A 19,720-nucleotide genomic window follows, 5' to 3' on the forward strand; every position below is an offset into this window, starting at 1 on the left:
TAACATTGTTATAATATCCATAACATTAGGCTAACAATTGTTAGTTTGTCAATTGTGCTATACTAAAGTCTTGAACCTATAGCTACCTTGTCTCTTATGTAACTGATTTTTCCCTCTGCTGAGATCACCTCCATGAGCACCATATAGTATCCCACTCTGGCCTTGCCTCCGTCTTCGGTAGTGCCATCCCAGGTAAAGAATCCTTCCTTGCCCACAATAGTGTTTTGAGTTAGTCTTTTTACTATGCGTCCTTCGGCATCGATAATTCTAATGTTCAGGGTGTTGCCGGGCGTGTCGAAGGCGTAGTTGAGCGTGGTGAAGTTTTTGGCTCCGGCTACATCGGGGGCAAAGGTTGGTGGATCTACCCTCACGGCCCCTATCTGGTTTTGAGGGGTGCGCGCCTGCGAATTTTCATAACCGGGTGTAGCGTAATTTTCTGTCGAGGAGGCCGAGAACCAATTGTTTTTGTCGTTGGAACCACCCGAAAACAGGATTCTTTCCAGCGATACACCATCCACATCATCCAACAAGGGAGAATGATAATCTTCACTGTAGGCGAAATGGTCAATTTGCAGGTTGTTTAAATTGTATATAAACACGGTACCCTCGTTAGTTGGTAAGCTGGGCATTGAGCTAATTTCAATAAAGGTAGACTCATCGGCTGAGGGGTACTGGCTCTTAATGTTTGCTCCGTTTGAGGTTACCACAAAGTAGGATCCCGGGTGGATAAACAGGTCTTTGTCTGTAATTACCCGGGTGTTCGTAAGGCCGGCAATCTTCCAGCCTCTTAGGTTAATGTATTTGTTAGACCGATTATAGAATTCCACAAAACGATGACCACCGGTTACCGGATTAAAGAGTACCTCATTCACGATTATGTCTAGTGGTTCGGCTTTGGCCGGAATAATGAGCGTGGCGGATTTGCCATTGGCTTGTATAAGGTTGCCCGTGCAGTCTGTAATGTTGTCTGCCGTAATGGTGTAAAGGCTATTATCGGCCAAATCTGTGGCCGTAACCAGGGTCACAATTCTTTTGGTTTCATCCAGTTGCGCGGAGATAAACGATAAACCATTGTCGGCACTAAAGCGGTCCAGGGCCACGGTGGATGATTCTAACTTTTCGCTAAAGGTTAATTGCACTACGCTTTTGGTAACAGCCACGGCCTGCAGCAAACTAGGGCCGGTAAGGTCGGGGTTGTCGCCATCTACAGAGTTTAAGGCTCCCGGTGTTCCTCCGTTTGGGTTGTCTGAGGCTATCCAGTTTGCTCCCTCAAGGCATGGAAAGTCAGGGTCTATCATTTCTAAAGAATATCCGCCATTGGCCTTGGTGCTGCTTCTGTACCAGCTGGAATTGTAGTTTACCTGGTGTATTTCTACCCCGCCTGGCGTATATAGTGTCGGGCGGTCGGCAGTATTATTGAGGTTGGGCCAATTGGTTACTGGCAAAACTTTTCCGTAACCATTGAGTTGACTTGCAGTTGAAGATGGAGCCAGTAGAACGTATTCTCCCGGGCTTATATTCATGTTACCCAACAGGGTTGAGTTGGTAGCATCGGCTAATATTACTCCGGTTAGTGATAGTATTTGGTTCGAAACATTGAGTATTTCAAGATACTCTACCTCCGGAAGGCCTTGAGCTGGAGTGGGGTTGGCCATTATTTCGGTAATAATGAGTTGGCCTGGTGAAGGTGTGGCACCCCGGCTGAACTGAAGGATTTGCTGTGGCAGTATATTGCCAGCACAATCGCTCAGGTTATTAACAGAAAGTGTATATGGTGTTCCGGTGGCAAAGGCAGTAGAAAGAGTAAGCCTAATTTTTCGGCCGAACTTTTCGGTTTGAGTAATGCTGCTTAAACTGAGCCCTCCTGAAAAGGTGAAGTTGGCAGGAACCAGTGTGGCCACATTCATAGATTCGCTAAACTGAATATCGAAAGTAGTTGAGGAAACCACTGTGAACTGCGTAATGGTTGGAGCCGTGGTATCAGGTGAATTGTCATATACTGAGTTTTGAGCTCCAGGAGTGCCCCCAACAGAAGAGTTGGTCACTATCCAATTGGCTTTATCGAAACAGGCCGGTGCCAGATTAATCATTTCTATACTAAACCCACCATCGTCTTTACTGTCGTTTTGGTAATAGGTTTTGTCGTATTCAACTTCAAAGATTAATTCGTTATGGATGTTTTCCAGCCGTATGCGATCTTTTTCAGTAAGGGTAGGAAAGGAGTTAACTCCCAAGACGTGTCCATAAACGGCTAAGTCGGTAGCCCCGGAGTTGCTGGTTATAATAATGTATTCGGCAGGTTGCAGATTAAAACTGCTTAGACGGTAGGTGCCGTTGTCATCTTTAAAAATTACCTGACCCAAATCCATCACCTCACTACTGTTGTTATAAATTTCAAAGTATTCCCTTACCGGAAGCCCGTTGCTGGGGGCAGGTGTAGCCATTATTTCCGTTACCAAAAGCTCGTTAGCCTCCGGTGTAGATCCTTTGAGGAAGGTACCTTGTGTGGAAAGAGTGTTTCCTGTACAGTCCTGAATATTGTTGAGTGTGATGGTACGCGATATTCCGGTTTGGAAAGGAGCACTTAGGTTGAGCAGTATCTGACTTCCAAAAGTGTTTTCGAGTGTTATGGAGCTTACGGTTATGCCATCTTCCAACGTGAAGTTGGCAGGTATAAGCGAGGCCAAATTCATTGATTCATTGAATGTAAGGCGCAGTTGGGTGCCTGAAACTACAGAGACACTTTGCAATAAGGGTGGCGTAGTATCGGGTGTGGTGTCGTACACCGAATTTTGGACTCCGGGAGTGCCTTTGTTTGGGTGAACCGATGCCGCATAGTTGGTTTGGTCAAAGCAGGGTTTGTTGGGGTTAATGAGCTCTACGGTGTATCCTCCAGATGATTTGGTGTTGTCATTGTAAAAGGCCTTTGTGTAGCTCAGTGAGTCGACAACATTCTTGTCTCTGTCCAGAAAAACAATGGTCTCCCCTGTATTGGAAAGTGAAGGAAAGCGATTTACTCCCATGGCCGGACCAAAGTTTTGCAGGCTTACTTTACCGGCCTGAGTAGAAACTGTAAGGTAAGCATTGGGCTGAAGTACATAACTGGTCAGGTAGGCCGTATCTCGCTTATCGGTTATGGCAAAGTCTCTCAACTCTATGGCTTCGGTACCTCTATTATAAAGCTCAATAAACTCGTAATTGGGTATGCCCGAAGTAAAATGTGTGTCGAAATAGATTTCATTAATCACCAGGTCTCTGAAGGCCGGAGATATTGGGGAACTAAAGGTAAAGTCGAAGGTAGAGGCAGCAATGGCTTTGCCTTGCAGGTCTTCTACCCGGTCTACAGTGAGTGTATAGTTCAAACCGTCTACGAGGCTATTGGCAAAACGGAGTGTTACGGTGGTAGCATCGGTTGAAAGACGAATGCTTACCGGTTGCCCTACCCCGTTGTTCAAGGAGTAATGGTTGAGGCTGGTGGCTGTTGCCCTGTCGAGTGGTTCGTTGAATATTACATCTATTTCGTTGTTGTAGGTAGAGTTTACAGCGCTAATGGCCGGGGGAGTTACATCGTAGAGCAGGGTAGTTCTGCTGGCCGGAACCACGTCTCCGTATATGTCTCTTATGCGTTGTATGGTAAGTTGGTAGGTAGCCGATTCGGTCAGGGCCTTATCGAAAAACAAGGTAACCCGCTTGCTGTTGGTCGAACTCCTAACGGCAGTCAAGGGGTTGCCAATTCCTTTGTTGAGGGAGTAATTGGTGCTGGTTTCGGCAAGGGTTTCATCCACATCCACTTCAAAGAGCACCTCCAAAGTGTTGGCGTTAATGAGGCTCACCTGTGTAATAAGATCATTGTATGTAAAATCGAAAGTGGTTGGCGGCACTGTGTTTCCGTCAAGGTCTTGAAGGTTATTAATAACTAAGCGGTAGTTGAGGTTTTCTTCAAGCCTTGTGGTTAAATAGAGAGTAACAATAGAGGCATCTGTGCTACTTTGAACCAGGCTAAAGGGGCCAAGACCTCTATCGAATCCATAGTTGCTGATTCTTTCGGCACTTGCCTTTGTAAGAGGTTTTGTGAACTGAATTTGAATACTTGTGTCGCTCAATACAATGAAGCGACCAAATTCGGGTAGCAAAGTAGAAAAACTTGCCGTAAGGTTGGTCGGCAGATCGTTGTTAAACAGGTCGGAGATATTGGAAATGGTTAGCGTGTTGCTGGTATTGTTGCCCAGGTTGCTGAAGGTTAGTTCAACAATACTTGTGTTTTTTTCGGTTCTAACCGCCTGAATGGGGTTTCCTATACCATTATTGACCGAGTAATTGTTCACATTTTCTGCCACCGCTTTGACTACCTCTTCTGAGAATTCAACCGCCAAAACCACGGGAGAGAGCAGTTCAACCCCCACAAGCCTTGGCGGCAGCCGGTCGAAAGTAAAATCAAAGTTTCGGTTGGTTGAAATGGCGTTTCCTGCTAAATCTTCTATAGCAGTTAGGGTAAGTACGTTTTTGACTTCCTGCTCAAAATCCACTGCAAAATTTAAAACCACCGAAGTGCCCCCCGGTTGAAGTATAGCCTGAGCAGGGGTGCCAATGCCATTGTTTGCGGAGTAGTTGTTAATGGTTTCAGCGCTGGTTTCATCCAATATTTCATCAAAATAGACCTGTAAGGTATTCTGGTCTACAACCACTACCGAATCGATATCGGGGTCGTCTGTGTCATATACAAAAGGAGTATTGAAAAGCTGAAGGTAGGCCAGACTAGAGTTTTGTATGTTCTCGAAAGATATTTCCGTAGTTGTATTCTCGGGAAATGAGCTGTCAAAAACCAAATGCACTAACCTGGGGTTGCTGTTGTCTAGAGCCGCGCTAATAGGGTTTCCTATACTTCTGTTCACCAGGTAGTTGCCTACTGTTTCCGCAGCCGGCTCATTCAGATCGGCCTCGAAATACACATCTAGAAGCTGGCTGCTCACCACTATCACTGTGTCAATTTGGTTCACAAAGCCGAACACTTCGTTGCTGTTTGTAATTGTATTGCCTAAGGTATCGGCCATGTTTTGATAGGAGAGGGTGTATGAGTCTCCTTCTGTAAGGGTGGTGCCAAAGGTTAGGCTAACCCTGTTGCGCTGTGTGTTATTTAAAGTAGCCTGCGAAGGGTTGCCTATTCCCTGGTTAATGCTAAAGTTAGTTTCTGTTTCGGCAATGCTTTCATTGAGTTGCTCATCGAAAATCAGATCTATTTGCTGAGGAGTTTTATAGACCAATCGGCTCAATACGGGTGCTTCATTGTCGAACAGAAAGTCGAAAGTGCCATTGACCACTGCGTTTCCTGCGCAATCGGTGAGCCCATTTACTGTAAGGGTAAAAATATTGCCGGAGTTCATCGCGGGACTAAGGCTCAGGGTAATGCTGCGTCCGTACGGAAGGTTTTGTGTGGCCGAAGAAACGGCCGCTCCATGGTTGAGCCCGAACGTTGCTCCACTCACGGAAGCCGGATCGATAAACTCATCGAACAACACCACAATTTCTTGATTGGAGTTAGCCAACACATTGACTATACCCGGAGCGCTGTTATCAGGAGTGTTATCGAATACGGAGTTTATCGTACCTGGCGTGCCTCCTTGCGCACTTATGGAAGAGTTCCAATTGTCTACATCGCTACAGGGTCTTTCCGGATCTATTTGCTCCAAACTCCAGCCACCATCGGCTTTGTTGTTGTCTCTATACCAGGTCAGGTCATAGGTCAGGCTATCGACTAGGTTGCCCAGGTTGTCCCGTAACACAAGAGCTTCGCCAGTGTTGGTGAGGGCATTCCATGAAGAAACAGCCACCACGTTGCCAAATGGTTGAAAACTGGCCACATTGCTGGAAGAGGTAAGTATTACATAGTCACCTCCATTTAGCACATGGTTACCAATGGTGCCTCCCGAAAGCTCAAAGCCGGTCAGGTCTATGGCCTCGCTGCTTGTATTGAACAATTCGACAAACTCTTCTGACGAACCAGAGGGTAGAACCACCGGACTTGGGGCATTGGCTCCCGATGGATCGGCATATATTTCATTAATTACTATTTGCCTGGTAGAAGTGGGGGTTTGAAAAGAAGCATTGGCCGTAAGGTTGGTCGCCACCGAGTTGCCGGCTGTATTGGCCACATTGTTTATGGTAATCTCATAGGTATTATTCACCAAGCCCGGAGATACGGTTAAGGTAACTATCGAGGCGTCTGTAATGCTTTGTACTACGTTGGTTGGATTCCCTCTTCCAAAATTAACGCTATAGTTGGTGGTGTTCTCGGCCGAAAGAGGGTTCAAGTTTTGATTGAAATCTATGGTAATGCTAGTAGAAGAGTTGACCGTAACCGATTCCACAGCCAAATTGAGATAGCTGAATGTACCGGTAAGGTTACTGGCTGTAGCTAGTGTAGACTCATCTGTAACATTGTCAACGGTTAGGGTGTAACTGGCATCGGCCAGGTCGGTACTAAAAGTGAGGGTTACCAGATCATTAGAAACACTATTCCTTACCGCGGAGCTTGGGTTGCCCATGGCATTGTCCAGACCGTAATTACTAAGGGTTTCTGCTGTGGTTTGTTCTACATTTAGATTAAAGTCTACCAGCAGTGTGTTTTTATCTACCACGCTAATACTCTCAATAGCCAGCGGAACCACATAACTAAAGCTACTCTGCAGGTTATTGGCAGCCGTGTTAGTTGCTTCATCTTCTACACCGTTCACGGTAAGGGTATAATTGTTATTTACCATGCCGGAGGTAGTAAGCCTTACCACTTGGGAAGAACTTCTGGAAGCTGCGGTTACCGAAACGCCATTGTCTATGGCGTAGTTTCCGACAGTTTCGGCAGTGACCTGCTCCACCGGCTGGTTAAAAGTTACCTCCACCGTATTGGCGTCAATGGCCGTAGTATTGCTAATGGCCAAAGGGAGCACTTGTTCCTCAATAGTAAAGTCGTCCATTACGAGTTCGGCAGCCGATCCGCTTCCGTCTCCTCTGCTGGCCGTTATGCGTACAATTACATTGTTTTCACCGTTTGCTGCCGTAGGTAGTTCATATTCATAGGCAGTGTAGCTGGTTAGATTATTGTTAGGAAAGGTGGTCTCATCACCTATACTGGTGTTGTCCAAGTAGTTGTTTCCATCATCAATAGAGGTGGAAAAAGAAAGCAATACCGGTCGTGTTGAACTGGCTCCATTTTGTTTGGAATAGGCATAAAAAGTGACTTTCGGATTGCTAATTCCGGTAAGGTCGAGAGTAATTAATACTTCTCCACTAAAAGTAGATGTTGGAATAATGTGTAGGGAGGAACTGCCGCTTCGTGCATCACTTCCCTGAAAGATACGGCTGGAGGTAGACACCTCATTACCTGTCCAGTCAGTAATGAATTCTACGTTGTTGCCGGTGGTAAATGCATTCTCGAATCCCTGTGAATAGGGAAAACTGCCTATCTGCCCAATAGCATACTGTGTGCAGAGTAGAAAAGTAAGGAGAAAACAATTTCTCATTTTTTGTGCTCAGGTACACTAAAGTAGTAAATTTGACGCGTTTTTCGACTTTAAGTCTAAATAGTTAATGAATTGATTTTATGAAGATTGCAGTTGTAGGTGCGACCGGACTTGTGGGAGGGGAAATCCTGGAGGTTCTAGAAGAAAGAAATGTTCAATTTGATGAGCTGCTATTGGTGGCTTCTGCCCGTTCGGCCGGAACAAAGAAAACCTTTAAGGGTAAGGAATACACTGTAATCACTATGGAAGATGCGGTGGCTCAGGCTCCGGATTTTGCCATATTTTCTGCAGGAGGCAGTACCTCCTTGGAGTGGGCTCCTAAGTTTGCTGCTGTCGGAACAACCGTGGTAGATAACTCCTCGGCCTGGAGAATGAGCCCCGATCATAAGCTGATTGTACCGGAAATTAATGCCTCAACGCTTACAGCAGAAGATAAAATTATTGCCAACCCCAATTGTTCTACCATTCAAATGGTGGTGGCACTGGAACCCCTGAGAAAGCGCTATGGCCTTAAGCGTATTGTTGTTTCTACTTACCAGTCGGTTACAGGCTCCGGTAAAGCGGCTGTAGATCAGATGATGAACGAACGGCAGGGTATTGATGGGCCCATGTGCTATGCTCATAAGATCGACATGAATGCATTGCCTCATATTGATGTATTTCTGGACAATGGATACACCAAAGAGGAGATGAAGATGGTGAACGAAACCCGCAAGATTTTTAATGACTACTCCATTGGTATAACATCTACTACGGTGAGAATACCCACTGTTGGAGGACACTCTGAGTCGGTGAACGTTGAGTTTAAGGAAGACTTTGACATGGAAGAGGTTAAAGCTTTATTGAATAGTGCCGAAGGGGTGGTTTTGCAAGATGATCCTAAGCACAACGTATACCCCATGCCGCTTACGGCTCATAAAAAAGATGAGGTGTTCGTTGGCCGACTTAGAAGAGATGAGAGTCAACCTAATACGCTCAACCTTTGGATTGTGGCCGATAATCTTAGAAAGGGAGCGGCAACCAATGCCGTACAGATTGTAGAATACCTTCAGAAACAACTCAAGATAGCTTGATAGAGCAGCTGGCTTTAGCGGAGGTACAGGCTTTTATTCAAGAGCATTTGTCGGAAGACCCGGTATCGTTATCGCTCAAAAAAAGCCCATTCCCCAACATCGCCATGCGCGATTTGGTGGAGCAAATAGCCTCACGACAAAAAGCTAAATATAAAATACCCTCTTGGTATGCTCAAGAGGGTATTTTGTTTCCTCCGGCCATTTCTATGGAGCAGTGTTCCTCAGAGAGAACGGCCCGTTACAAGGCCTCGCTGGTTAGGGGAACGCGTATGGCCGATCTGACCGGTGGGTTTGGTGTAGATACTTACTTTATATCTCAGCACTTTGAATATGCCGTGCATGTAGAAAGCAATGCCTATTTACATGAGCTGGTCAGGCATAACTTCAGGGTTTTAGGAAGTCATATTGTGACCCTTCAGCAGCAGGCCGAAAAAGCCATTGATGAACTAGAAAGTCAGGACCTCATTTATCTCGATCCCGCCCGAAGAGATGGAAACGATCAAAAAGTAGTTTTTTTAGAGCACTACAGTCCTAATGTAGTCGAAATGCTTCCGCAATTGATGAACCGTTGTGAGCAATTGCTTTTAAAGGTTTCTCCCATGTTGGACATTAAAAAGGCTGTCAACGATTTAGGTTGTGTAAAAGAAGTGCATGTAGTAGCTGTTCACAACGAGGTAAAGGAACTACTGTTTCTAATGCATAAAAATGGGGGAAATCGGGTAAACATTAAGGCCATAAACCTTGGGGCAGGTTTGCATGAGAATGAAGTCCTTGAGTTTACCTATGAAGATGAAGAACAGTCTGATGTTGTTTTGGGCAGCATTGGGCCGTTTTTGTATGAGCCAAATGCCAGCATTCTAAAGGCCGGAGCTTTTAAGTCATGTGCACAGCAGTTTGGCCTTTTTAAACTTCATGCCAATACCCATCTCTATACTCACCACAGTGAGGTGAAAAATTTTCCCGGTCGTGTGTTCAGGGTAAAGGAAGAGATATCGCTGAACAAGAAGCAACTGAAGAAGTGCTTGCCTGAGTATAAAGCCAATATCTCTGTTCGCAATTATCCTCTTTCTGTCAAAGACATCAGGAAAAAAACGGGGCTTAAAGACGGAGGTAAACATTACATTTTTGCTCTAACAGATGTAGAAGGCAAAAGAGTGTTATTGTGTGAAAAAGTAAAGTAGCCATAAGGCAAGCAATAGGGTTCCGTAGTAGGCTAGAACTTTGTAGCGGTTTTTAGTGGCAAGCCACCAAAGAACCCACCACGGTTTAATCATACCCATAATGAATACAATAGCTGTGAGCCAACCCAAAAAGTAGAAAACGAACATTGAGCCCTAATCAGGTAAACAATCGGGGCTCAAGTTATTCTTTCCAAAGCAGATTATTCCAGTTTCAACACTTTAAATACTTTGGAGCTTCTGCCCTGTACCACCCTTAGAATGTAAAGACCCGAAGGCAAGCCTGAAATGTCTATGGCCGTTTGCCGTGAATCATCTAGCTCAACACCTTTGGCACTCAGCTTTTCAAGACCATTCATGGTTTTAAGGCTAATATCAATCGAACCACTACTTTCCATGCTCTTTATGTAAAGCAGGTCTCCGGTTACCGGGTTAGGAAATATTTCGGTGCCCAAATTAAATGCAGTATTGTCAATGGCTGTAATCTGGTCGTTTTGAACTTGTAAATTGTCAATGGCCCAACCCCAGCCTTCTCTGGTGCCGCGCCTTTCCAACCTAAACCTTAGTAGTATTTCGTCACCCGCATTTATCTGGGCATTGTCTGTAAGTTTTACTAACCTGGTTCTAAACATTGATGGCTCAGGAGGAGTGCCGGCCGCAAATGCATTGCCCCAAACCGAAGACTCTGTATTGGCTGTAGATCGCCTGAGTTCCAGCCATGTTTGTCCTCCATCTTTAGAAACTTCCAAAGCCGCGTAATCGGCCACAGGGTCTACCAAGGCAATTTCGTCATAGGCTATATATGGCATAGTTGCGCTCACTGTAATTGGTTTTTTGAGCGTATATGTAAAAGTAGTACTGCCGGACAATCCGAAATTGGAAGGGTAGGGATGCCGGCTATGAATGGCTCCGTTGCTGAACCCACTGGGCGTTTCTATACCAAAGAAATTGCCTACAAAATCTTCAGAGGCCTCGTTAAAATTATTGGAATAAGTTGTAACGGGGTTACCAAAGTTAATAAGGGGTATTGAGAAGAACTCGTTCGGCCCGGGCAGGAATGAAGCATTTTTTATAGGAGAGCGGCTATCAAAAGCTGCAATTCTATATTCAATTACATCACCTTCGTTTAAGGCGGTAATATCTACCAATGCCCGGTAGAGATTGCTCCCCAGATGAGTCATCTGAATGATTGGTTGTGGCTGTCCGTTCACTTCGCTATACAAGGCAACACTATCTACCTCCACATTGTCAGTTACCAGGGCATCGAAACTAAGACTGTTACTTTCTGATGCGTAGTTGAAGTGCTGATGCCTCAGAGTTGGTGGTACCACATCCATTTGAATGTTCAGATTGTCTATGGCCCAACCCCAGCCGTGAGCGGCTTCATCGGCAAACAGCCTGAAACGAATGAGAAGCTCGTCTCCACCCTCAAAATCGCCACTGGCTAATAAGTCAATTTCTCGTTTGGCGTATATGGAAGACTCGCCAACAGCGGTTGAATTGTTGTCTACTAAACTACTTTGGTAACGGGAAAACCAGTTGGAGCGCACCCGGCTATCATAGCCATCAAGCAGGGGTAGCCAGGTTTCTCCTCCATTTTTAGAAGCTTCCACTATTACATAGTCGTAAAATCCGTTGTCGCCAAACTCCGAATTGGCTTCCCCGGGTTCCACCAGTACTACTTCATCAAAGCTCATTTTAGCATTCTGTTCGTTGACAATAATGGGTATTTTTAGCTCAAAGGTGTAATTGCTTTCGTTGTTGCTTCCGGTACCATCGGCATAGGGGTGATCTGAATGAATGGCTCCGTTTTCAAATGTGGCTTCTTCACGAATAGAGAAGTTGGCGCTGGTAAAAAAGTCTTCGGCCGCTTCCGAGATGTTGTTAAAGTTGTTGAAATAGAAGTGCCGGGGCTCTGCAGTGGCTACTACATTTACTTTGGTAAAACCTGTTGCCGGAAAAACAGTTTCATTGCGCGCAGCGGCCTGGTCAGTAGCTTTTATTCGGTATTCAATATAATCTCCATCGGCAAGGTTAAGTGAAGAGAGGTCTAAGAAAAGACGATATAAATTCTGATTTTGGTTAGCCAGCCTGAATATTGCGCTTTGCAAAGTCCCACCATTTACTGCGTACTCCAGGGTTACGTCTACCGGTAAAAAGTCGGTTACCGTAGTTTCCAGAGTAACCCCCTGATCGGTGGTTCGGATAAAATTGGGAGGAGTGTGCGACACTATGGGGGCTTCACTATCATTTCCCGACTGAAACCTGAGGTATCGTTCAGGAACCAGCACACTGGGTCTCGAAAACTGTCGGCCTTTATCGTCAACCGCGGTGATATAGTAAGTGTACACCTGGCCTTCTGTTTTAGCCGACTGTATTTGCGCACTAAATTCATTGGCGTTGTTAGTACTCGTCATTTGAACCTCACTACTGTTGGCTACAAAGCCATCCGTTGAGTAAAACAGGCGAACCTCATTGGGGTTGAATCCGATATCGCTGAAAACTTTGGCTGTAATGGTGTAGGTATCTGAGGTAATGTCTTCTGTATTTGGCCTATCAATGCTGTCTATATAAGTGAGTTCCCAGCCCATGTCTCCAAACATATCCAGTGTTACGGGGCCCGGGTCGTGCATCACCTCGTTGAATCCAATTTGAGGAGTCATTAGTGAATTGGCATTTCCCGAGGCATAGGTGTTTTCATTAAGGTGTGCTATGCTCGATCCGGCATCATAGGGGTTTGGTGCATATAGCCTTGGTCTTGTACCTGTACTGGCTTCAGAAGTGGGCGAGTTAAAATACACGGCATTGCTGGAGAGTGCATTGCCTAAGGCCACCGTGTTGTTGCCCATTTCTATGAGCGACTCCCGGGCACTGTTTTCCACACTCAAGTCGAAAATAAAAGGGAACTCCTGAATTCCGTACGAGCCCAGGTCGGAGTCTTCGGAGTAATTGAAGCTATCTACAAAACCAAGACCATGACCAATCTCATGCAGTACTACAGTGACCAGATCGAACTGATTGGGGGCGGGGTTTCCATCGGTGCCGAGATACCAGGGTGCGCGACTGTTAAAATTGGCAACAATGTCGGGCTCGTTGGGGCTGTTGAGCTCTTGGCGGGCCATTTTTTCGGCCAGTGCCACCGGGTACCAAGTGTTTAGTTGCTTGGCACCATCGAAATTGCGAAAGGCGGTATTCCAGATGGCCGATCCCAGTACACCTTCATCGAGGCTCTGCCAGGTGGCATTAATTCGAATAGGGACCGGGGAGGAGATTAGCCCTGCCCAAATGTCTACGGCAGCCTGAAAAGCCGCTTTGGCTTCTTCACTGAATCCGTTGTATTCTACCCGAATATCGGCCCTCTGACGGGTGCTGTTGCCATGGTTCAGGGCATTGCGCAAGCGAGCATAGTGAGCCGGGTTATGAAAAATGCGTGTTCCGGGGCTCTCATCTGAAGCGTAACAAATAACGGGTATCTGTACATCTAGCCTTTCGGCTTGCTGGGCAAGGCTGAGTTGAGGTATCCCTAAACTTAGTAGCAGAACAAATATTTTTCTCATGGCAAATGTTCAATTAACTTTCTTGAGTGCTATTAAGAAAAACGCCTATTGCATCATTCGGTACACTCTGTATGAAACTGATTCAAAATTTGACGTTTAAACTGATAAACTACATACATTGTATTAAGTTAATACTATAACTGGTTCTCTATGAAAAAGCACTTTGTTTTTTTAATGCTCATTTTATTTGGGTGCAAATCGGCCGAAAATAGCGGAAGCGAACTGCCTGTTGTTTTCATGAAGAAAACAGCTTGCATGGGTGCTTGCCCTGATTATGATATTTCAATTTTCAGTTCAGGAAAGGTGATACTAAATGCCCGGAAGTTTCTTCCTCTTGAAGGAAGCTTTGAGGCTCGGCTGCCTGAGGCACGGTTGGATGAGCTGCTAAGTTTGTTTGTAGAAAACCGCTTTATGGAATTGGAGAGCCAATACACATCCAGTCGAAAGGATTTGCCAACCACTACTGTAAGCTTTTACAATGGGGGCAAGAAGAAAACGGTGGTCGATTATGATGGCGCACCGGAACGGCTTAAAGCTATTGAGGCCTCCATACACAATCTCATTGATTCTCTGAGCTGGTCTGCGGTGAAGTAGTAAAAAAAAACTGCCTCAAAAGCACCGGTCTTTGACGATTGTTCAAAGTTCCAATTTGCTTTTGAGACAGTTGTAGAAACTCCTAATTTATAATTAGAGCGTTCTTTTTACTTCCTGAATTTCAAAACCTTCAATTATATCTCCTACTTTGATATCGTTGAAGTTTTTAATGCTCAACCCGCATTCGTAACCGGCTTTTACTTCACCTACATCGTCTTTGAAACGCTTCAGTTGGCCGATGTCTCCGGTATATACTACAATACCATCGCGGATTAGTCGGATTTGATTATTTCGTTTCACATAACCATCGGTTACATAACATCCTGCCACAGTACCCACTTTAGATATTTTGAAGGTTTCGCGGACTTCGATATTACCCGTGATTACTTCTTTTTCAGTTGGTTCCAGCAGGCCTTCCATAGCATCTTTGATCTCGTTGATGGCATCGTAGATGATGGAGTAAAGTCTGATTTCGATTTCTTCGGTTTCAGCGAGTTTTCTTGCTCCTCCCGATGGCCTCACCTGGAAGCCCAGAATAATGGCATCAGAAGCGGTGGCCAGTAGTACATCGGACTCTGAGATTTGACCAACGGCCTTGTGAATGATGTTTACCTGAACCTCATCAGTAGAGAGCTTAAGCAAGGAATCACTCAGTGCTTCTACAGAACCGTCCACATCACCCTTCACAATTACATTGAGTTCTTTGAAGTTTCCAACGGCCAAACGTCTTCCAATCTCATCGAGTGTAATGTGCTTTTTGGTTCTTACACTTTGCTCTCTGAGTATCTGCTCACGTTTGTTGGCAATTTCGCGAGCTTCTCGCTCGCTGTCCATTACGTTGAACTTGTCTCCGGCCTGAGGGGCACCATCTAAACCAAGCATTTGAACCGGGGTAGAAGGGCCAACTTCTTTGAGTCGGTTGCCACGGTGATCGAACATGGCCTTTACTTTGCCATAGTGCGACCCTGCCAACACAACATCGCCAATTTTCATTGTGCCTGATTGTACCATAAGGGTGGCGAGGTATCCTCTACCTTTATCGAGAGAGGCTTCTATCACAGTTCCTACGGCATTCTTGTTTGGGTTGGCTTTTAGCTCCTGAAGTTCTGCTTCGAGCAATACTTTTTCGAGAAGCTCATCAATTCCCTGACCCGTTTTGGCCGAAACTTCCTGGCATTGGTACTTTCCTCCCCAGTCTTCAACCAGAATATTCAGGTTGGCTAGTTCTTCTCTGATTTTGTCAGGGTTTGCGTTGGGCTTATCTACTTTGTTAATGGCTATAACAATAGGTACCTCCGCTACCTGAGCGTGATTTATGGCCTCTTTGGTTTGAGGCATAACGTTGTCGTCTGCAGCCACTACAATAATGGCAACGTCAGTGATTTTAGCTCCACGAGCACGCATGGCCGTAAAGGCTTCGTGACCTGGTGTATCCAAAAATGCTATTCGTTTACCATCTTTGGTTTCTACATCATATGCACCAATGTGCTGGGTAATTCCACCCGCCTCACCGGCAGTTACGTTGGCGTCTCTAATGTAATCGAGCAATGAAGTTTTACCGTGGTCAACGTGACCCATTATGGTAACAATTGGTGCTCTTTCTTGCAGATCTTCCGGGCTGTCTTCTTCTTCCAGTACTTCTACTTCATCATCGGCCGAAGTAAACTGAACATCGTAGCCAAACTCATCGGCAATAATGGTTATGGCCTCGGCATCCAGTCTCTGGTTTATGGAAACGAACATTCCCAAAGACATACAGGTGGAAATCACATCGTTTACCGATACGTTCATTAAACTGGCCAGATCGCTGGCTGAGATAAACTCAGTAACCTTAAGAATTTTGCTTTCTTCTTGCTGTTTGAGCATTTGCTCTTCGGCAGCTTCGGCAGCAGCACTTCTCTTTTCCTTTCGGTACTTGGAGCGGCTTTTTCCTCCACCTTTTCCACCTCCGCTCAAACGGGCAAGTGTTTCCTTAATTTGTTCCTGAATTTCTTTATCGGTAAGCTCTTCTTTCGGAGCCTGGCGTTTGCCTCCTCTTTGATTGCCTCCTCTTCGGTTGTCATTGGCGCCTTTAGAAGCACGCTCAACTTTAGTTTGTTGAATTCGCTTTCTTGGTCGTTTGCCGCGGTGTTCGCCCTGATTTTGTTTGTCGTCATCTTTCGACTTCTTGGGCTTGTCTACCGGCAGTTCTATTTTACCCAGTACCTTCAGTCCTCTTAGTGAATCGGCTTTGGCTTCAATGAGCTCGTTTTCCTTCTTAGGGGCTTCAGGAGCTTTTTCTACCTTGGGAGCCTCCTCTTTCTTTGGCTCAGGTTTAGGTGCTTCTTTCTTCTCAGGAGCCTTTTGTTCGGGCTTTTTCTTACCGGCATCAAGGTCGATTTTGCCTAGCACCCGTAGTCCGGGTTTTCGCTCTTCTTCCTCTTGCTCTTCCTCCTTTGCCTTGGGTTGTTCAGTAACCTTCGGTTTTTCGGCTACCGGTTCGGCCTTCGGCTCTTCCTTTTCCTTCGGCTTTTCCTCTTCAGCAGGCTTTTCAGCTTCTGGCTTGGCCTCTGGTTTTTTAGGTTCCTCAGCTTTGGGCTCTGCCTTCTTAGGCTCTTCTTTTTTGGCAGGCTCCTTTTCTTTAAATGGTTCTGTCGTAATACCACTGGAGTCGATTACCATGTCTTCTACATGTTTCGTCCCAATGGTTAGATGAGAGGCCTCTTCTTTCTCATGGGCCGATGCAGCAAACTCCTTGGCCAGCATATCATATTGCTCTCCAGATATCTTGGCGTTAGGGCTGCTATCTACCGCGAAGCCCTTAGCAGAAAGAAAATCTACGATGGTGTTTCTACCCACGTTTAGTTTTCTTGCCACCTGGCTTAGCCTCATCATTTTATCTTCTGACATACTCAAATATCCCTCTTTTTAAGGTTTTATAAAATTCTACTATTGCTCGAACTCCTTATTAAGGATTTCGAATAGATACTTTACGGTTTCTTCTTCCAGCTCAGTTCTTCTTACAATATCGTCTTGAGCAAGGGCTAAAACACTTTTGGCAGTATCAAGGCCAATTCTTTTGAGCTCATCGATAATCCAGCTGTCAATCTCATCGGCAAATTCGTCCAGATCAACATCTTCTTCTTCGTAGTCGCTCAATTCTCTGAATACATCTATTTCTAAGCCAACCAGCTTAGAAGCGAGTTTAATGTTTTGGCCTCCTTTTCCGATGGCCAAAGACACCTGATCTGGTTTGAGATACACAGATACGCGTCCCTCATCGCCCAGTATTTTCATGCTCGATATCTTTGCCGGACTCAAAGCTCTGGCAATGTAGAGCTCCATGTTGTCGGTAAAGTTGATCACATCAATATTCTCGTTTTGCAACTCTCTTACAATGGAGTGAATTCTGGAGCCTTTCATACCCACGCAAGCTCCTACAGGGTCTATTCTGTCATCGTAAGATTCAACAGCTACCTTTGCTCTTTCACCGGGCTCACGAACCACCTTCTTGATGGTAATGAGGCCATCGTATACTTCCGGAACTTCGCTTTCGAACAGTCTTTCGAGGAACTCACCAGATGTTCTGGAAAGGATAATTTTCGGGTTGCCATTGATCATTTCAACACGATCTACAATGGCTCTTACGTTGTCTCCTTTACGGAATCTGTCTTTAGAAATTTGCTCGTTCTTAGGCAGTGAAAGCTCATTACCTTCACCATCTACCAGCAATACTTCTCTGCCCAGAATTTGATAAACTTCGGCCGAAATAATTTCGCCAACCAAGTCTTTGTATTTCTGGTACAGAATGTCCTTCTCCAGGTCTTTGATTCGTTGAATTAGTGTCTGACGAGCGGTCATTACAGCTCTTCGGCCAAAGTCTTCCAGCTTGATTTCTTCAGCTACTTCTTCGCCAATTTCAAAGTCAGGCTCAATTTTTCTGGCCTCGGTGAGACTAATCTTATCATAGTCCCAAATATCTTCAGAGTCGTCATCAACGATTTCTCTAAACCTCCATATTTCAAGGTCTCCTTTGTCTGCGTTAATGATGATGTCGAAATTATCGTCTACTTCGAATTTCTTGCGGATCATTGTTCTGAAAACATCTTCCAGAATTCTGATCATGGTAGGTCTATCGACATTTTTCTGCTTTGCAAAATCTGCAAAAGACTCAATTAAAATTCCACTGTCCATTTTCTTTACTTAAATGACACTAACACATTGGCTTTTTCAATATCCGCGAAGGAAATCTCTTTCTCTTCTACCACTTTCTTTTTTTTCTCTTTACTTTCTGCAGCCAACACTATGGCGGCTTCGTTTACTACCTGAAGGTTGCCTTCTATCTGGCTTCCTGACTTCAGTCTGACCCTCAGTTTGCGACCTACATTTTTCTTGAACTGTCTTAGCGATGCAAGCGGGTGGTCAAGACCCGGTGAAGAAACTTCCAGTACATAGGCCACATCTATAAGATCTTCCAGTTCAATATCTTCAGCCAAATTTCTGCTCAATTCGGCACAATCATCTATGGTTACTCCCTGGTCTCCGTCTAACAGCACCAAAATCTTTGTTTTGCCCGAAACACCTTTGGAAATCACATCTACAATGAAGTAGCTGTCGTCTTTCAAATGGCCTTCTGCAAGCGTTTTTATTTGGTCTGTTAGTTCTTTCATAGTCAATAATGAAAGAGGGGACTTGCTGTCCCCTCTGGAAAGTAACCATTAAGTGTTGCAAAAATAGAGGTTTTTTATTTCATATCAAATAGCTCTTTCATTCGTTCAGAACCAGAAATGCCTTTATTTTTACCTCAAGAATAAGATGTTATGAAAAAAGCCTGTTTACTGCTGTTGGCATTTTTGGCCGCTATTACTTTTTCTTGCGACTCTACGGGAAGCAAAACTTCTGTAGCAAAAGCAAGCCTGAACTTAAAAGAGGCTCCCAGACCCAACAAGGATTCACTGTATGCTTTTGTGGAGCAGCAGGTGGAGTTTGGCCCCAGAGTGCCAAATACTGAGGCTCATGAGCAAGCAGCCAATTGGTTTGTAAATAAGTTTGAAGGATATGGAGGTAAAGTGACTGTGCAGGCATTCAAAGACAGGGTTTATGACGGAACGGAGGTTCAGCTTAAGAATATTATCGCCTCGTTTAACCCTAGTGCAAAAAAGAGAATCTTGTTGGCAGCTCACTGGGATACCAGGCCGTTTGGCGATAAGGACCCAAACAATGATATGATAAAGATAGATGGTGCCAATGATGGCGGAAGTGGTGTGGCTGTGTTACTGGAAATAGCTCGAATAATGAGTGGCGACAACCCTCCTGCTGTTGGAGTTGATATGATTTTATTTGATGGGGAAGATTGGGGGCAACACGAAAACATGAGCGATGTGGCCAATCCCAGAGACTATGGTAAAGAGTCTTGGTATTGTTTGGGGTCTCAGTATTGGAGCAAAAACAAGCATAATCCAAACTATACGGCATATTACGGTATTCTTCTGGATATGGTAGGGGCTCAGGGATCTACGTTTTACTACGATGGTGTTTCGCAGCAGAATGCCGGCCGAGTGCTATCCCGAACATGGGATATTGCCCATGAACTGGGTTACTCCAACCTGTTTGTTAAAGAGATGGGCATGGGACTGATTATTGACGATCATAAGTTTGTGAATGAACATGCGCGCATACCGATGATTGACATTATTGATTATCGGAAAAATGTCAATGACTTTGGGCCATATCACCACACACAGGAAGACAATCTTTCGGTAATTTCAAAAGACGTATTGGGTGCTGTGGCACATGTGGTACTCACTGTACTCTACAACGAGTAG

At 45.1% G+C, this 19,720-nt stretch carries 9 protein-coding genes; 4 read left to right on the forward strand and 5 right to left on the reverse strand.

Going from position 1 to position 19,720, the window contains the following annotated elements:
• Window positions 1-62: 62 nt before the first annotated feature.
• Entirely contained in the window at window positions 63-7,514 is a 7,452-nt protein-coding gene (locus B3O12_RS01530) for a lamin tail domain-containing protein (protein ID WP_286755039.1), read from the reverse strand.
• Between the two features lie 80 nt (window positions 7,515-7,594).
• On the opposite strand from B3O12_RS01530, the gene B3O12_RS01535 reads away from it, so the two are divergent.
• Both B3O12_RS01535 and B3O12_RS01540 read left to right on the forward strand, forming a co-directional pair.
• Entirely contained in the window at window positions 7,595-8,587 is a 993-nt protein-coding gene (locus tag B3O12_RS01535; protein ID WP_189628672.1) for an aspartate-semialdehyde dehydrogenase, read from the forward strand.
• Window positions 8,584-9,768, forward strand: coding sequence for a THUMP-like domain-containing protein (locus B3O12_RS01540; protein ID WP_286755040.1), 1,185 nt, complete (start codon window positions 8,584-8,586; stop codon window positions 9,766-9,768). The genes B3O12_RS01535 and B3O12_RS01540 overlap by 4 nt, the downstream gene beginning before the upstream one ends.
• A gap of 200 nt (window positions 9,769-9,968) precedes the next feature.
• On the opposite strand, the gene B3O12_RS01545 is transcribed toward B3O12_RS01540, so the two are convergent.
• Window positions 9,969-13,322 carry a T9SS type A sorting domain-containing protein gene (locus B3O12_RS01545; protein ID WP_286755041.1) on the reverse strand — a complete coding sequence of 1,118 codons (3,354 nt, stop codon included), beginning with the start codon at window positions 13,320-13,322 and terminating at the stop codon, window positions 9,969-9,971.
• A 150-nt stretch (window positions 13,323-13,472) separates the two neighbouring features.
• Between B3O12_RS01545 and B3O12_RS01550 the strand changes: the two genes are divergently transcribed.
• Entirely contained in the window at window positions 13,473-13,916 is a 444-nt protein-coding gene (locus B3O12_RS01550) for a DUF6438 domain-containing protein (protein ID WP_189628669.1), read from the forward strand.
• Window positions 13,917-14,009: 93 nt separating this feature from the next.
• Here B3O12_RS01550 and infB read toward each other — a convergent pair whose 3' ends face one another.
• From infB to rimP, 3 genes are read right to left on the reverse strand one after another with little or no spacing between them, the layout of a single operon-like run.
• Window positions 14,010-16,805, reverse strand: a complete 2,796-nt coding sequence (infB, locus tag B3O12_RS01555) for a translation initiation factor IF-2 (RefSeq protein ID WP_286755042.1) — start codon at window positions 16,803-16,805, stop codon at window positions 14,010-14,012.
• A gap of 39 nt (window positions 16,806-16,844) precedes the next feature.
• The gene (gene nusA, locus B3O12_RS01560; protein ID WP_189628667.1) at window positions 16,845-18,089 is read right to left on the reverse strand and encodes a transcription termination factor NusA; all 1,245 of its coding nucleotides are present in this window, start codon (window positions 18,087-18,089) and stop codon (window positions 16,845-16,847) included.
• A gap of 5 nt (window positions 18,090-18,094) precedes the next feature.
• On the reverse strand, window positions 18,095-18,565 hold the full coding sequence (rimP, locus tag B3O12_RS01565; protein ID WP_286755043.1) for a ribosome maturation factor RimP: 471 nt from the start codon (window positions 18,563-18,565) through the stop codon (window positions 18,095-18,097).
• Between the two features lie 150 nt (window positions 18,566-18,715).
• Between rimP and B3O12_RS01570 the strand changes: the two genes are divergently transcribed.
• Complete coding sequence (locus B3O12_RS01570; RefSeq protein ID WP_286755044.1) at window positions 18,716-19,720, forward strand: M28 family peptidase; 1,005 nt, start codon at window positions 18,716-18,718, stop codon at window positions 19,718-19,720.

The organism is Roseivirga sp. UBA838, assembly GCF_002296035.1.
GTDB classification, from domain to species: Bacteria; Bacteroidota; Bacteroidia; order Cytophagales; family Cyclobacteriaceae; genus Roseivirga; species Roseivirga thermotolerans.

What these genes read in the sequence shown, in the direction of transcription:
- rimP (WP_286755043.1), bottom strand. Translation starts at nt 18,565, where the DNA reads ATGAAAGAACTAACAGACCAAATAAAAACGCTTGCAGAAGGCCATTTG.
- B3O12_RS01545 (WP_286755041.1), bottom strand. Translation starts at nt 13,322, where the DNA reads ATGAGAAAAATATTTGTTCTGCTACTAAGTTTAGGGATACCTCAACTC.
- infB (WP_286755042.1), bottom strand. Translation starts at nt 16,805, where the DNA reads ATGTCAGAAGATAAAATGATGAGGCTAAGCCAGGTGGCAAGAAAACTA.
- B3O12_RS01535 (WP_189628672.1), top strand. Translation starts at nt 7,595, where the DNA reads ATGAAGATTGCAGTTGTAGGTGCGACCGGACTTGTGGGAGGGGAAATC.
- B3O12_RS01530 (WP_286755039.1), bottom strand. Translation starts at nt 7,514, where the DNA reads ATGAGAAATTGTTTTCTCCTTACTTTTCTACTCTGCACACAGTATGCT.
- B3O12_RS01550 (WP_189628669.1), top strand. Translation starts at nt 13,473, where the DNA reads ATGAAAAAGCACTTTGTTTTTTTAATGCTCATTTTATTTGGGTGCAAA.
- nusA (WP_189628667.1), bottom strand. Translation starts at nt 18,089, where the DNA reads ATGGACAGTGGAATTTTAATTGAGTCTTTTGCAGATTTTGCAAAGCAG.
- B3O12_RS01570 (WP_286755044.1), top strand. Translation starts at nt 18,716, where the DNA reads ATGAAAAAAGCCTGTTTACTGCTGTTGGCATTTTTGGCCGCTATTACT.